This is a genomic window from Nocardia transvalensis, assembly GCF_015477765.1.
In the GTDB taxonomy this organism is placed as follows: domain Bacteria; phylum Actinomycetota; class Actinomycetes; order Mycobacteriales; family Mycobacteriaceae; genus Nocardia; species Nocardia transvalensis_A.
Genome location: NZ_JADLQQ010000001.1, coordinates 477709 through 491260 on the forward strand (window position 1 = coordinate 477709; position 13552 = coordinate 491260).

The 13552-nt window shown below is 68.6% G+C and carries 14 protein-coding genes; 6 read left to right on the forward strand and 8 right to left on the reverse strand.

All coding sequences use genetic code 11. The annotated features are described in order from the left end of the window. Positions 1–68: 68 nt before the first annotated feature. A complete protein-coding gene (locus tag IU452_RS02135; protein WP_416382261.1) occupies positions 69–797 on the reverse strand; it encodes an O-methyltransferase in 729 nt (242 codons plus the stop codon). A 282-nt stretch (positions 798–1079) separates the two neighbouring features. Here IU452_RS02135 and sigE point away from each other — a divergent pair, with 282 nt between their 5' ends. The 5 genes from sigE (at position 1080) to IU452_RS02160 (ending at position 5337) form a co-directional block, all read left to right on the forward strand. Continuing rightward, positions 1080–1811, forward strand: coding sequence for an RNA polymerase sigma factor SigE (sigE, locus tag IU452_RS02140; RefSeq protein ID WP_195107140.1), 732 nt, complete (start codon positions 1080–1082; stop codon positions 1809–1811). A gap of 64 nt (positions 1812–1875) precedes the next feature. Then, entirely contained in the window at positions 1876–2298 is a 423-nt protein-coding gene (locus tag IU452_RS02145; protein ID WP_228816270.1) for a zf-HC2 domain-containing protein, read from the forward strand. 10 nt (positions 2299–2308) lie between these two features. Next, positions 2309–3859 (forward strand): S1C family serine protease, encoded by a 1551-nt coding sequence (locus tag IU452_RS02150; protein ID WP_195107141.1) that lies wholly within the window; start codon positions 2309–2311, stop codon positions 3857–3859. Positions 3860–3939: 80 nt separating this feature from the next. Next, positions 3940–4347, forward strand: coding sequence for a Sec-independent protein translocase protein TatB (gene tatB / locus IU452_RS02155; protein WP_228816499.1), 408 nt, complete (start codon positions 3940–3942; stop codon positions 4345–4347). 153 nt (positions 4348–4500) lie between these two features. Next, positions 4501–5337 carry a hypothetical protein gene (locus tag IU452_RS02160; protein WP_195107143.1) on the forward strand — a complete coding sequence of 279 codons (837 nt, stop codon included), beginning with the start codon at positions 4501–4503 and terminating at the stop codon, positions 5335–5337. A 253-nt stretch (positions 5338–5590) separates the two neighbouring features. Here IU452_RS02160 and IU452_RS02165 read toward each other — a convergent pair whose 3' ends face one another. The 6 genes from IU452_RS02165 to dapE form a co-directional block, all read right to left on the reverse strand. After that, positions 5591–6529, reverse strand: a complete 939-nt coding sequence (locus IU452_RS02165; RefSeq protein WP_195107144.1) for a glucosyl-3-phosphoglycerate synthase — start codon at positions 6527–6529, stop codon at positions 5591–5593. Continuing rightward, positions 6526–7404: a dihydropteroate synthase gene (folP, locus tag IU452_RS02170; protein ID WP_195107145.1), complete on the reverse strand. Its 879-nt coding sequence runs from the start codon at positions 7402–7404 to the stop codon at positions 6526–6528. Before folP ends, IU452_RS02165 begins: the two co-directional genes overlap by 4 nt. A gap of 108 nt (positions 7405–7512) precedes the next feature. After that, positions 7513–9279: a long-chain-acyl-CoA synthetase gene (locus IU452_RS02175; protein ID WP_195107146.1), complete on the reverse strand. Its 1767-nt coding sequence runs from the start codon at positions 9277–9279 to the stop codon at positions 7513–7515. Positions 9280–9304: 25 nt separating this feature from the next. After that, entirely contained in the window at positions 9305–9859 is a 555-nt protein-coding gene (locus IU452_RS02180) for a TIGR00730 family Rossman fold protein (RefSeq protein WP_195107147.1), read from the reverse strand. Beyond that, positions 9853–10656 (reverse strand): TIGR00730 family Rossman fold protein, encoded by an 804-nt coding sequence (locus IU452_RS02185; RefSeq protein ID WP_195107148.1) that lies wholly within the window; start codon positions 10654–10656, stop codon positions 9853–9855. Before IU452_RS02185 ends, IU452_RS02180 begins: the two co-directional genes overlap by 7 nt. 44 nt (positions 10657–10700) lie before the next feature. Continuing rightward, positions 10701–11795 (reverse strand): succinyl-diaminopimelate desuccinylase, encoded by a 1095-nt coding sequence (dapE, locus tag IU452_RS02190; protein ID WP_195107149.1) that lies wholly within the window; start codon positions 11793–11795, stop codon positions 10701–10703. A 40-nt stretch (positions 11796–11835) separates the two neighbouring features. Here dapE and dapD point away from each other — a divergent pair, with 40 nt between their 5' ends. After that, positions 11836–12789 (forward strand): 2,3,4,5-tetrahydropyridine-2,6-dicarboxylate N-succinyltransferase, encoded by a 954-nt coding sequence (gene dapD / locus IU452_RS02195; protein ID WP_195107150.1) that lies wholly within the window; start codon positions 11836–11838, stop codon positions 12787–12789. Positions 12790–13170: 381 nt separating this feature from the next. Here the strand turns inward: dapD and IU452_RS02200 are convergent, their stop codons facing one another. Continuing rightward, the gene (locus tag IU452_RS02200; RefSeq protein ID WP_195107151.1) at positions 13171–13542 is read right to left on the reverse strand and encodes a PPOX class F420-dependent oxidoreductase; all 372 of its coding nucleotides are present in this window, start codon (positions 13540–13542) and stop codon (positions 13171–13173) included. Positions 13543–13552 lie beyond the last annotated feature (10 nt).

A 13552-nucleotide genomic window follows, 5' to 3' on the forward strand; every position in this document is an offset into this window, starting at 1 on the left:
CCGACCCGCTTATAGCACAGGCGATACCCACCCGCCGGCCGGTCAACCGCGCCCGGCGAGCCTTGTCGTCACCCCCGCGAGGCGCAGAGCAGCCCGTCGCCCACCGGGATCAGCACACTGGTCAGATCCGGATCCTCGGCGATGGCCCGGGTGGCGGCGCGCACGGCCTGGGTGGCCGGGTCGCGCTGGGCCGGATCGGGCACCCGGCCCCCGAGCAGGGCATTGTGCAAGACGATCGCCCCGCCCTCGCGCAGCAGCCGCACCCCCTGCGCGACATACTGCGGGTGCTCGAGCGGCGCGGCATCGACGAAGACCAGGTCATAGGCGCCGTCGGCCAGGCGCGGCAGCACATCCAGCGCGCGGCCGTTGATCAGCCGGGTGCGCGCCGGTGGGATGTCGGCGGTGCGGAACGCGTCCTTGGCCGCGCGCTGATGTTCCGGCTCGGAGTCGATCGTGGTCAGCGTGCCGTCCTCGCGCATGCCGTCCAGCAGCCACAATCCGCTGATCCCCGCGCCCGTGCCCACCTCCACGACCGCCCGCGCGCCCAGCAGCTGGGCGTACATGCTCAGCAACGCCCCCACCGCGGGCGGCACCGGCGCGGCGCCGAGTTCGGTGGCCCGCTCCCGCGCGGCGAGCAGGATCTCGTCCTCGACGACCGATTCCTCGACGTAGGCGAGGTTGCGCTGCAGGGCCGATGCCGCGGGTAACTGGCTCACGACGTCACCTCGCTGGCGCTCGGTGCCGCCGTGCGCCAGGCGCGCTGTGTCCTTGATTCGCTCGCAAGCTCGCTCACGCATAAAGGCTAATCGCGGAACACCCCCACGTCGCGAGCGACGGGCCGCGGCGGTGAGGCAGTAGGGGGCACACCGCTGCGAATTTTTCTCAGGTGTCCCTCAGCATCCCCATACGACGGGCACATCGGGAGCCGACATATTAAGGGCTACGCAAAGGCCGACCGACCGTCGGAGGGCGCCCGGGAACAACCGGCACCGAGAAATCGGTTGTATCCCGTACGCGACATCTCTAATGTCACGTTTTTGCGCCGGCCACGGTCCCGAGTAGGAGGTAACCCCATCCACATGGTCGATGCGGCGCGTGAGTACGCCACCTTGCCCGAGTCCAGCCTGCCGATCGACGGCCGGGCGGACTACGAGCTGCCCGCCTCCGGCAGCGACACCACCACCCCGGATGTCGATGCCGACACCCCGCCCGTCCCCGGCGAGGCCGAGGACCCACTGACCGGTACCGCCGCCTTCGATGCCACCGGCGACCGGTCCATGATGCCGACCTGGGACGAACTGGTCCGCGAGCACGCCGACCGGGTGTACCGGCTGGCCTACCGCCTGACCGGCGACCCGCAGGACGCCGAGGACCTCACCCAGGAGACGTTCATCCGCGTCTTCCGTTCGCTGTCGAACTATCAGCCGGGCACCTTCGAGGGCTGGTTGCATCGCATCACGACCAACCTGTTCCTGGACATGGTGCGTCGGCGCAACCGGATCCGGATGGAGGCATTGCCCGACGACTACGACCGGGTGCCCGCCGACGGTCCCGGCCCGGAGCAGGTCTATCACGACGCCAACCTCGACCCGGATCTGCAGTCGGCGCTGGACGCGCTGGCTCCGGAGTTCCGCGCCGCGGTGGTCCTGTGCGATATCGAGGGCCTGTCCTACGAGGAAATCGGCGCCACCCTCGGGGTGAAACTGGGCACCGTGCGCAGTCGCATCCACCGCGGCCGCCAGGCATTGCGGGAGCACCTTGCGCATAATGGTTCTCAGCAGCGGTTCGCCGCTGACGAGAAGGTCGGGTGACCAGCGCCGCTGTCCGGCGGCGAATCCCGGCGCAGCTGTTGTCCGTCGGAAGGGTGTGCACCGTATGAGTGGCGAGGACGCCGCGGCAAGCCGCGATTTCGGCCGAGCGGCAGGCCGCCCCTCGGGACGTCCGCCTCGTTTCGCTCCCACCGAACATCTGGCCAGCGAGGCCATCGCCGCCTACGTCGACGGCGAGCTGCGCATGAACGCTTATCTGCGCGCCGCAGAACATCTCGCCAAATGCCCCGAATGCGCGGCCGAGGTCGAGGCACAGCAGCAGGCGCGCATCGCGCTGCGCCGGGCCGCACAGCGGCAGATCTCCGCGCCCACCGACCTGCACGACACGCTGAGCCGCATTCCGCTCGCCGACCTCACCGGACAGAGTGTGGAGGATATGTCGCGCGGCACGAGTTTCCTCGGGCTGCGGGCGGATTCGTTCCATTTCGTGTCCGACAGCAGGCGGTGGACCGGATGGTGGCGCAAGTAGAGTTCAGCACGTGACCTCCGAATCGACGAACACCGGATCGACGTCCGACGACCGCAGTGCCGCGTCGGATTCGGCGGCCAACAGGGGGAACCTGCGGCCGCCGGACGCACCCGTGCTGGGACCTCGCCCGGTGTACCGGCCACATATCGATACCCACACCGCGCGCGCCTTCCGCCGGCCCACCGGTCAGGCCGGATCGTTCGCCCCCCACACCCCCGCCGCCCCGACTTCGAAGCACGACGGCCCCGAACTGGTGAACCGGCCCCCGGATGCGGTGCTGGCCGAGGCGTTCGGCCGTCCCGAGGGTTCCACCGAAATTCTGCAGCGGGATCCGGATGCGGAGACCGAGTCGGCCACCCCTGCCGCACCCGCCGACCCGTGGCGCGACCCCGACTCCGCCGCCCGGCTGGGCTCACCCGCCATCGCCGCCCCGCGCACACAGCAACTGCCCCCGGCACCGAAGCTCACCGCCCGGGAGGTGCTGTTCGGCGGCAGGGTGGCACCCAAGGCATTGGCGATCCTGGCGGTGGTCGCCCTGGCCGTCGGCCTGGTCGGTGGTTTGGTGGGTCGGCTCACCGCCGAGGCCACCTCGGCGCTCACCTCCCGCAAGGTCACGCTGGCGCAGGAGAGCGCACCGGACAAGCCCCACGGCCAGGTGGCGAAGGTGGCCGACGCGGTGCTGCCGTCGGTGGTGTCGATCCGGCAGACGGTGGGTGACAACGGTGCGCTCGGTTCGGGCGTGGTGATCGATGGCAACGGCTACATCGTCACCAACAATCACGTCATCTCGATGGCCGCGTTGGACAAGACCGGCAAGGCAAAGATCCAGGTGACCTTCTCCGACGGCAACCGGGTACCGGCCCGGCTGGTCGGGCGCGATCCCAAGACCGATCTGGCGGTGCTCAAGGTCGACGTCAACAACCTGACCGTGGCCCGGCTGGGCAAGTCCTCGGACGTCCAGGTCGGTGACGATGTGCTCGCCATCGGTTCGCCGCTGGGTCTGAACGAGACTGTCACCTCCGGCATCGTCAGCGCGCTGCACCGGGCCATCGAGGAGTCGCCGGAGGCCGGCGACGATTCGGCCGGTGCCTTCGACGCCGTGCAGACCGACGCGGCGATCAACCACGGCAACTCCGGTGGCGCGCTCGTCGACGACCAGGGTCGGTTGATCGGCATCAATACCGCCATCCGCAGCGAGAGCGGCGGCTCGGTCGGCCTGGGCTTCGCCATTCCGGTCGATCTGGTGCAGCGCATCGCGCAGACGTTGATCCGCGACGGCTCGGTCCACCACCCGGACATGGGCGTGAGCACCCGCACCAAGCAGGTCGAGAACGATGCGCTCACCGGCGCACAGGTCGCCGACGTGCGAGCCGGCGGACCGGCCGCGAAGGCCGGAATTTCCGAGGGCGACATCATCGTGAAGGTCGGTGACCGCGAAATCAGGGAGAAGGCCGACTTCGCCGTCGCGGTGCAGTCGCATCAGATCGGCGAGACCGTCCCCGTCCAACTGATCCGTGACGGGCGCCGGGTGGACGTCCAGGTCACGCTGGAATCCGACTGATTCCGACGTCGCGGGCTACCTGGGCTCGCGCGAGTCGGCCCAGGTAGCCTGTCTGTGTGTTCAACATCGGCTGGCCCGAGATGGTGATCCTGGTGGTCGCCGCGCTGGTTATTCTCGGACCGGAGCGGCTGCCGGGGGCGATTCGCTGGACCGCGCAGAGCTTGCGGCAGGTGCGTGACTACGCCAGTGGGGCGACCACTCAACTGCGCAGCGAGTTGGGGCCGGAGTTCGACGAACTGCGCAAGCCGCTGGAGGAGATCAACGAGCTGCGCAGGCCGCTCACCGAGCTCCGCGGTATGACGCCGCGGTCGGTGGTGACCAAACATCTGCTCAACGGGGACGATTCGCTGTTCACCGGAAATTTCGACAAACCGACCAGTACGTCCAACGGGTCGGGATATTCGCCGCCTCCGAGCTATTCGCCGCCGGAGCCGCCGAAACCGCTGGCGCGCAACGAGAAACCACCCATCGACTTCGACGCGACGTAACGATTTGCGCTCGTCACGGCCGCTCGCTGGCGTCGTTTCGCCGGTTTCGAGGTATCGGCCCAGGTAGATCCGGGTGATTGATCGCTCCGAACGGAAATGCTTATGTCAAGCGGGATGGACACCTAGCGCTGTCGAGCTGTCTAGACTGCGCACATGTCGGCCGATGAGGTGGCACGGGTGTTCGCGATCGAAGACAAGGTCGAGCGCCTCAAGGCTGCGACCGAAGGCGTTGCTCAGGCCCAGCAGACCATCAACGAACTCACGCGCATCCGACGGGCCGTCATCCGGGAGCTGCATGCCGAGGGGTGGACCTTCGCCAGAATCGGTGCGGCGGCAGGCCTTTCGCGTGCACGGATTCACCAGGTCAGTACGCAGGGACCGGTGCCGGAGGGATTGTTCTTCGGGCACGGGCCGCTGACCATCCTCACACCGGATGTGCGCAGCACCACCCGGGCGGCGCCGCTGGTCGGCGCGCCCGATGCCGCGGCGCCGCACCGGCTGGTGGAACTGTTGCGGGAGTTGGGTTTTACCGTCGGCGTGGAGCGCTTCCTCCCCGGACGACCGCTGGATCTGGATCGCGACGGGCTCATCGTGCTGGGTGGCCCGGAGCTGTCGCCGAGCCTGCGCTACCTCGTCGCCGCCGACCCACGCCTGCGCCGCACCGTCGCCCGCGCGGGACGGGTCCGCCGCGGCATCGAGGACCGCGCCGCCCGCCGGGTATACCGCCCCGGCGGCACCGAGCCCTACGACATCGCCTACCTGGCCCGCCTCCCCCGCCCCGACACCCGCGGCGCCATCCTGGTGATCGACGGCCTACACCCACCCGGCTCCCTGGGCGCCATCCGCCTCCTGGCCACCCGCCTGGCCACCCTCCACGAACGCGCCGGCACCCACCCCTTCTCCGCCGTAGTAGGCGTCCGCTACGACCGCAACACCGGCGAACCCTTGGAAGCCGACCTCCTCACCCCCATCTACCGCCACGAAAGATAGGACCCTGTCGTCCGGCCTGGCGGCCGGACGACAGGGAATGAGAAGCCCTCCCCGAGACGACAACACTGACGCAACCACCGACCGGGTCACAGGGAATGGGAAGGCTTCCCGTTCGGACGACACGGATGGCGCGGCCCCCGACCTAGCAGCAGGAGACGCGAAACCTCCGCCCGGGATGACACTGGCTGAGGGCTCACTACTCCCCGCCGCAGCGGCCCTTCGTTCCCCGCCGCGAGCGCAGCGAGCGGCGGGGTTATGCGGCGACGCGGGCTGGGCGGAGGGTGTTCATCGGGGGGCGGTCGGCGAGGGAGACTTCCGTGGTCATGGCGGTGAATTCGTCGCCGATCAGCGGGAATTGGGTGAGGGCGGCGCCGGAGTCGCGGATTCCGCTGCGGCCCAGGATGGTTCCGACGATTTGGCGGCTCATGACGCCCAGGTCGGAGAGGGGGCGGTTGCGGTGGGTGCGCACGCCCAGGTTCACCTGGCCGAGGGCCGGCAGGCCCAGCAGGTCGTAGGTGTCGAGCAGCAGGCCGATTTCGACGCCATAGCCGGGGGCGAACGGTACCGAGGTGAGCAGCTCGCGGGTGCCCGCATACTCACCGCCCAACGGCTGCAACACCTTCGACAGGTCCGGGCGCAGCGCCGCCAGCAGCGGGCGGGCCACCAGTTCGGTCACGCGGCCGCCGCCGTTGTGATCCACCGTCTCGCCGTGCCGCAGCGGGCGCCGGTAGTACGCCTTCACCAGGTGCAGATCGTCGATGGTGAGCAGCGGTCCGAGCAGCTTCGGCACGAACATCGGATCCGGGTCGATCAGGTCGGAATCCACGAATGCGATCAGATCCCCGGTGGTGGCGGCCAGGGAGCGCCACAGCACCTCGCCCTTACCGGGCACCGGGTCCAGCTCGGGGACGGCCTGTTCCCGGGTGACCACCCGCGCACCGGCGGCGCGGGCGCGGTCGACTGTCGCGTCGACGGACCCGGAGTCCAGCACCACCAGCTCGTCGACCAGCGTCCCCACCAGCGGCCGGATACTGGTCACCACGTCGGCGACGGTGCGTTCCTCGTTCAGCGCGGGCAGCACCACCGAGACCGTGCGCCCGGCCTTGGCGGCGATCAGTTCATCGACCGTCCACTCGGGACGGTCCCAGGTGCGGGCGGTAGCCCAGTCGGAAGTTTCGGGGTTGGTTGTCATACCAGACCTCGCAGGGTTCGTGCGGGGGGCCGGATGCCCTGAATCGCGGCGATCATGTCCACCACCCGCCGAGTCGCGGCGACCTCGTGGACACGGAAAACTCGGGCGCCGGCCGCGGCGGACCATGCCGTTGCCGCCAATGTGCCCTCCAATCGCTCGGATAGGCCGACACCAAGAGTCTCCCCGATGAAATCCTTGTTGCTCAGCGCCATCAAGACCGGCCACCCGGTATTTACAAGAACGTCCATCGCCCGCAACAGTGCCAGCCCGTGATAGGTGTTCTTGCCGAAATCGTGGGTCGGATCGATCAGAATCGCGTCCTTGCTCACCCCGGCCGCGGCGGCCTCCTCGGCCGCCCGCACGACGGTGTCGGTGACCTCGGCCACCACATCGTCGTAGCGGACCCGATGCGGGCGGGTGCGCGGCCTGGCCCCGCCGGTGTGACTGCAGACGATACCGACCCGCAGATCGGCGGCCACCGCGACCAGATCCGGATCCGCACCCGCCCAGGTGTCGTTGATCAGATCCGCGCCCTCGGCCACGGCGGCCCGCGCCACCTCGCTGCGCCAGGTGTCGATGCTGATCAGCAGGTCCGGATAGCGCTCACGGATGGCCGCCACGAACGGCACCACCCGGCGCGCCTCCTCCGCCGCATCCACCTCGTCTCCCGGCCCGGCCTTCACCCCGCCGATATCGACCAGGTCGGCACCCTCGTCGACGGCCCGGGCGACCGCCGCCAGGGCCGCGTCGTCGGTGAAGGTGGCCCCTTTGTCGTAGAACGAGTCGGGCGTCCGGTTCACGATGGCCATGACCAGCGCCCGATCGGTCGCCACCGGTTTACCGCACAAAGTGGACAACACCGGTGTCGAACTCATGTCCTCGACTGTACCGACCCCTGTCCCACAGCCGCCGCACCCCTTCTGGCACCTCACACCCGGTATGCACGGTCATAGCCGGTGCGCAGGGACGGCAGGGTGCGGCGTTCAGGGCCTGGGGGATTTGCCCGCGGCGACCTCGTCGGGATAGGCGTCGTAGTAGGGGACGTAGCCGTCGCTGCGCCCGGACAGGACGTAGAGGGTGGACGCCTCGTCGGGGGTGTAGCCCTGTTTGCGGAGCTCGACCTTGCGGCTCTTGAAGGTGGAGGTGGTCTCGAGCTCGTCGACGATGCGGATGACCAGGGGAACCGCATAGCTGGGCAGTCGCTCGAAGAGGTGAGCGGCCAGGGTGCGGCCGTCGAAGTCGACGCCCTGCCGCAGCGTCACCGCCGCCATACCGGCCTTCCCGTCGGTGCCCGGAATGTCGACACCGAACACAACGGCCTCGGCCACCGCCTCGGCCCCGTCGAAGGCGCTCTCCACCTCGGTCGTGGCGACGTTCTCACCCTTCCAGCGGAACGTGTCGCCCAGGCGGTCCACGAAGGAGATGTGCCGCCAATGCTGATCGCGCACCAGATCCCCGGTGTCGAACCAGCAGTCCCCCTCGGTGAAGGCATCGCGCACCAGCTTCGATTCGGTCGCTTCCCGGTCGGTGTATCCGTCGAACGGGGACCTGTCGGTCACCTTGGCCAGCAACAACCCGACCCCGCCGGAGCCCACCCGGCGCAGCCGCCCGTCCGGATACCTCCTGGGTTTGCCGGTGGCCTCGTCGAATTCGACCACCGCATACGGCAGCGGGCCGAATCCGGCGGTGCGGTCCACCCCGAATGCGTTGATGAAGGCGATATTCGCCTCACTGGCCGAATAGAATTCGACGATCCGCCCGATGCCGAAACGCTGCCGGAACTGATCCCACAATTCCGGGCGCAGTCCGTTGCCGATCGCCATACGCACCGAATGGCGGCGTTCGGCCGGATTCGCGGGTTGATTGAGCAGATAGCGGCACAGCTCGCCGATGTAGATGAATGCCGTTGCGCGAGAGGCGATCACCTCGTCCCAGAACCGCGACACCGAGAACTTCCGGCCCAGCGCCAGCGTCGCCTTCGCGCCCACCACCGCGCCCAGCGCCACGGTGATCGCATTATTGTGGTACAGCGGCAGGCAGCAGTACAGGGTGTCGTCGGCGTGCAGCCGAATGCCCAGCCCGCCGATCCCCGACATGCTCTTGTTCCACCGCAGGTGCGTCATCACACTGGCCTTCGGCATGCCGGTGGTACCGGAGGTGAAGATCAAAAAGGCGCGCTCACGAGCCCGGATGTCCTCGCACACCGGCGGATTCGTGGCATCGGCGCCGCGGGCCAGATCCGCGAGTTCGGCGGAGTACAGCAGATTCGGCGGCGGCTCGGGCAGCGACTCCAGCGCCTCGCGGCACTCCTCGCCGATCACGTTCACCGCGCTGTCCAGCAGGCCGAAGCTGTGCGCCAGAACCTGTTCGCGCTGATGGTGATTCAGCAATCCGACCGTGGCTCCCAGCTTCACCGCCGCGAGTATCGCGATCAGCGTCTCGGGCCGATTGGTCATCAGCACCCCGACCACATCCCCGCGCCGCACCCCGCGCGAGGTCAGCACATCGGCATAGCGGTTGGCCTCGGCATTGGCCTCTGCATAGGTGTAGTCACGTCCCTCGAAGCGGAGGAACGTCCGGTCCGGCACCCGCTGCGCGGCTCGCTGAAAGTGCAGGCCCACCGAGACCCGGTCGTGCGGGCGCACCAGCATGCCGAGCGCGCCGCGGAGCATTCCCGGTGCCTCCCAAGCCATTCCGGGCAGTTTCCGGGCAAGATCGAACAGGGAGACGTTGCGGGCATCCGCGGTCACGGTTTTCCTCCACCAGGGCTCGAGCTCAGAGCGGCTCGGCCAGCGCCTCGAAGGCCGATGCCAGGTCCGATGTCACCGTAACCCGGTCGAGCGCGGGCTGCCCGAGGAATCCCGCACCCTTTATCTCGTCGAGCCAGTCGAACAGGCCCCGGTAGTGTCCGCGCGGATCGAGCACCACCAGCGGCTTGTCGTGCAGGCCAAGGTATCCGCCGGTCCAGGCCTCGAAGAATTCTTCCAGCGTGCCGACACCGCCGGGCAGGGTGAGGAAGGCGTCGGCGCGCTCCTCCATGATCTGCTTGCGTTCGCGCATGGTGTCGGTGACGACCAGTTCGTCGGCATCCACGTCGGCCACCTCGAGATGCACCAGCTGTTTGGGGATCACGCCGATCGTGCGCGCCCCACCGGCCCGGGCCGCGGTGGCCACCGCACCCATCATCGACACATGGCCGCCGCCGGACACCAATTGCCAACCGCGCCGGGCGATTTCGGTACCGACCTGGGCGGCCAGTCGCAACTGTTCGGGTGCCGCGGCGCTCGCCGAGCAGTAGACGCACACCGCATACGACCGCTCACTCACCACTGATCCTCCGTACCGAGCGCGTTCTCGGCGCGCGATTCGGCTGCCCGCACCACGATGTCGATCACTTCCTCCACACTGTCGGTCACATGCAGCAGGCCCAGATCGCCGGGCGAGATCTTGCCCGATCCCTGCAGCGAATCCCGCAGCCAATCCACCAAACCCGACCAGTACCGCGTGCCGAACAGCACGATCGGGAATCGGGTGATCTTGCGGGTCTGGACCAGTGTCAGCGCCTCGAACAGCTCGTCGAGGGTGCCGAAACCACCCGGCAGGCAGATGAATGCCTGCGAGTACTTGACGAACATCGTCTTGCGGGCGAAGAAGTAGCGGAAGTTGATGCCCAGGTCCACCCACTCGTTGAGGCCCTGCTCCATCGGCAGTTCGATGCCGAGTCCGACCGAGAATCCGCCCGCCTCCGACGCTCCCCGGTTGGCCGCCTCCATCACGCCCGGGCCGCCACCGGTGATCACCGCGAACCCGGCCCGCGCCAACGCACCGCCGATCGCACGGGCCGCCTGATACTCCGGCGTGTCGACCCGGGTGCGGGCGGAACCGAAAACGGCCACCGCGCGCGGAATCTCGGCGAGGGCGCCGAAGCCCTCCACGAATTCGCTCTGGATGCGCAGCACTCGCCAGGGGTCGGTATGCACCCAGTCGGTAGGCCCGCGACCATCGAGCAAATGCTGATCGGTGGTGCCGGTGCCATCTTTTCGATCACGACGCAACATGATGGGTCCGCGGAACTTCGGGGTCGACTTCGGCGATCGGACGAAATCGGGCTCGGAGTCGGTGGCCATGGGACCACGCTAGCAGCGCTGGTAATGCCACTCCGTGGTCCCGGTCACGCACCGGTCAGGTAGCTGCGCAGGATCTGGGTGACGGTGGTGATCTGCGCGGTCGGGACGTGCTCGTCGATCTTGTGGGCCAGGTTGGGGTCGCCGGGGCCGAAGTTGACCGACGGGATGCCGCGCGCGGCGAACCGGGAGACATCGGTCCAGCCGTACTTGGCGCGCACCCCTCCCCCGCCGTGCCCGTGCACGATCTCGACCAGATTCTTCGCCGCGGGGGCCGACAGGCCGGGCAGGGCGCCGGGGGCGCCGTCGGTGCGCTCGAATCCGATGTCCAGGCCCGCGAAGACCTCGCGCACATGCTCGGTCGCCTGGTCGAGGGTGCGGTCGGGCGCGAAGCGGAAATTCACCACCACCTCGGCCTCGTCCGGGACCACATTGCCCGCGACACCGCCGGATACCTGCACCGCCGACAGGCCCTCGCGATAGACGCAGCCGTCGATGTCGACCTCGCGAGCCCGGTAGTTGCGCAGCCGGTCCAGAATCGGCGCCAGCTGGTGAATCGCGTTGTTGCCCAGCCAGGCTCGCGCGGTATGGGCGCGGGTGCCCGACGTCGTGAGCCGGGCCCGCAGCGTGCCCTGGCAACCCGCCTCGATCCGGCCGCCGGACGGCTCGCCCAGGATGGCGAGGTCGGCCTCGAGCCATTCGGGCAGTTCGCGTTCGATGCGGCCGAGGCCGTTGAATTCGGCGGCGATCTCCTCGCAGTCGTAGAAGATCAGTGTCAGATCGCAGATCGGCTCGGCGACGGTGGCCGCCAGGTGCAGGAAGACCGCATCGCCCGACTTCATGTCCACGCTGCCGCAGCCGTACAACTGCTGCTCACCGTTCTCGACGACGAACCGGCCGGGCACGTTGCCGGCGATCGGCACGGTATCCAGATGCCCGGCGAGGATCACCCGGGTCGGCAGGCCACGGTTGGTGCGGGCCAGTACGGCGTTACCGTCGCGGATCACCTCGAAGCCCTCGGTCTGGGTCCGCAGCGCATCGGCGACGACATCGGCGATGGCCGCCTCGTCCTGAGAGACGCTCGGGATGTCGACGAGGGCGGCGGTGAGCGCAATGGGGTCGGCACGCAGATCGAGGGTCACCCCACCCACCCTAATGAACCCAGCCAATAGACTGCTCGGCGTGAGTATTCAGGGAGCATCCGCAGTCGGCCTCGCGACGGTGACCGTGAACGGGACGGTCCTCGACACCTGGTATCCGTATCCCGAGCTGGGCGAGTTCGCCACATCCGGCACCGAGAAGCTGAGCCCGGCCGATCCCGAATACACCCAGTTCGCCGAGCTCGTCGGTTTCGACGAGGCCCGTCGCGTCGAGGTCGTCGCGGTGCGCACCACCATCGCCGATCTGTCCGCCGCACCGGCCGACACCCACGACGTCTACCTGCGGCTGCATCTGGTCTCGCACCGACTGGTCCGCCCGCACGGCACCAGCCTGGACGGCATCTTCGGCCTGCTCAGCAACGTGGTGTGGACCAACCACGGACCGTGTGCGGTCGAGGACTTCGAGTTGGTCCGGGCCAAGCTGCGCGCCCGCGGGGCTGTCGCGGTGTACGGGGTCGACAAGTTCCCGCGCATGGTCGACTACGTGCTGCCGTCCGGGGTGCGTATTGCCGATGCCGATCGGGTGCGGCTGGGTGCGCATCTGGCCGAGGGCACCACGGTCATGCACGAGGGCTTCGTGAACTACAACGCGGGCACGCTCGGCGCCTCCATGGTGGAGGGCCGCATCTCCGCCGGCGTGGTGGTCGGCAACGGCTCCGATATCGGCGGCGGCGCCTCGATCATGGGCACCCTGTCCGGCGGCGGTAAGCACGTCATCTCGATCGGCGAACGCTGCCTGCTCGGCGCCAACGCGGGCCTGGGCATCTCCCTCGGCGACGACTGCATCATCGAGGCAGGCCTCTACCTCACCGCCGGCACCAAGGTCGCCCTCCCCGACGGCCGCACCACCAAGGCCGCCGAATTGTCCGGCCAGTCCAACCTCCTGTTCCGCCGCAACTCCCTCACCGGCACCGTCGAGGTCGTCCCCCGCAAGGGCACCGGCATCGAACTCAACGCCGCCCTCCACGCCAACTGAGCGAGTCCCCCACCGCTCGCTAGCGCTCGCGGTGGGGGATATGAGAGGCCCGCCTCGCAGAGATGAGGCTCGCCCTCCTCATCAACGAGCTCGCGGCGCGGTGGGGACATGGGAGGGGCTCACGCCGGGCATGTGGAGGCACGCGCCATAAGGCGTTATTGGTCGCCCCGCCGCCGACAGACTTGTTGGTTTCCCGCGCCGACAGGCCTATTGGCTCCCCGCCGCCGACAGGCCCATTGCTTCCCCGCCGCCGACAGGCCCATTGCTTCCCCGCCGCCGACAGGCCCATTGCTTCCCCGCCGCCGACAGGCCCATTGCTTCCCCGCCGCCGACAGGCCCATTGGTTCCCCGCCGGGAGCGCAGCGAGCGGCGGGGGATTTACTACTCGATGCCGAAGGCGAGGACTCGTTCGGGGGTGATGCGGATGAGTTCCGGGGAACCGCCCGGGATGAAGGTGTCCACGCCGCGCAGGGCTTGGGCGGTGCCGCGGATTTCGAGGCAGCGGACTTCCCAGGGGTCGAGGGATTCGATGTCGTCGACGACGAAGGCTACTCGGTCGTGTTTGGCGAGGTTGCGGAACTTCTGGGAGGCGCCGAGGTTGTGGCCGCCGATATCGATGGTGCCGAGGGACTCGTTGTAGCGGAAGCCGACCGGATTGTTCTGGGGAGAGCCGTCCGGGCGGATGGTGGCCAGTCGGCCCAATCGCTGGGCGCGCAGATACTCGATCTGGGCGGGCGACAGTGTTGCGATCACGCGACGACCT

Coding starts and splice junctions, on each gene's coding strand:
- folP (WP_195107145.1), bottom strand. CDS start 7,404: ATGAGTTCGACACCGGTGTTGTCCACTTTGTGCGGTAAACCGGTGGCG.
- IU452_RS02165 (WP_195107144.1), bottom strand. CDS start 6,529: ATGACAACCAACCCCGAAACTTCCGACTGGGCTACCGCCCGCACCTGG.
- IU452_RS02160 (WP_195107143.1), top strand. CDS start 4,501: ATGTCGGCCGATGAGGTGGCACGGGTGTTCGCGATCGAAGACAAGGTC.
- sigE (WP_195107140.1), top strand. CDS start 1,080: ATGGTCGATGCGGCGCGTGAGTACGCCACCTTGCCCGAGTCCAGCCTG.
- IU452_RS02145 (WP_228816270.1), top strand. CDS start 1,876: ATGAGTGGCGAGGACGCCGCGGCAAGCCGCGATTTCGGCCGAGCGGCA.
- IU452_RS02135 (WP_416382261.1), bottom strand. CDS start 797: ATGCGTGAGCGAGCTTGCGAGCGAATCAAGGACACAGCGCGCCTGGCG.
- tatB (WP_228816499.1), top strand. CDS start 3,940: ATGGTGATCCTGGTGGTCGCCGCGCTGGTTATTCTCGGACCGGAGCGG.
- IU452_RS02185 (WP_195107148.1), bottom strand. CDS start 10,656: ATGGCCACCGACTCCGAGCCCGATTTCGTCCGATCGCCGAAGTCGACC.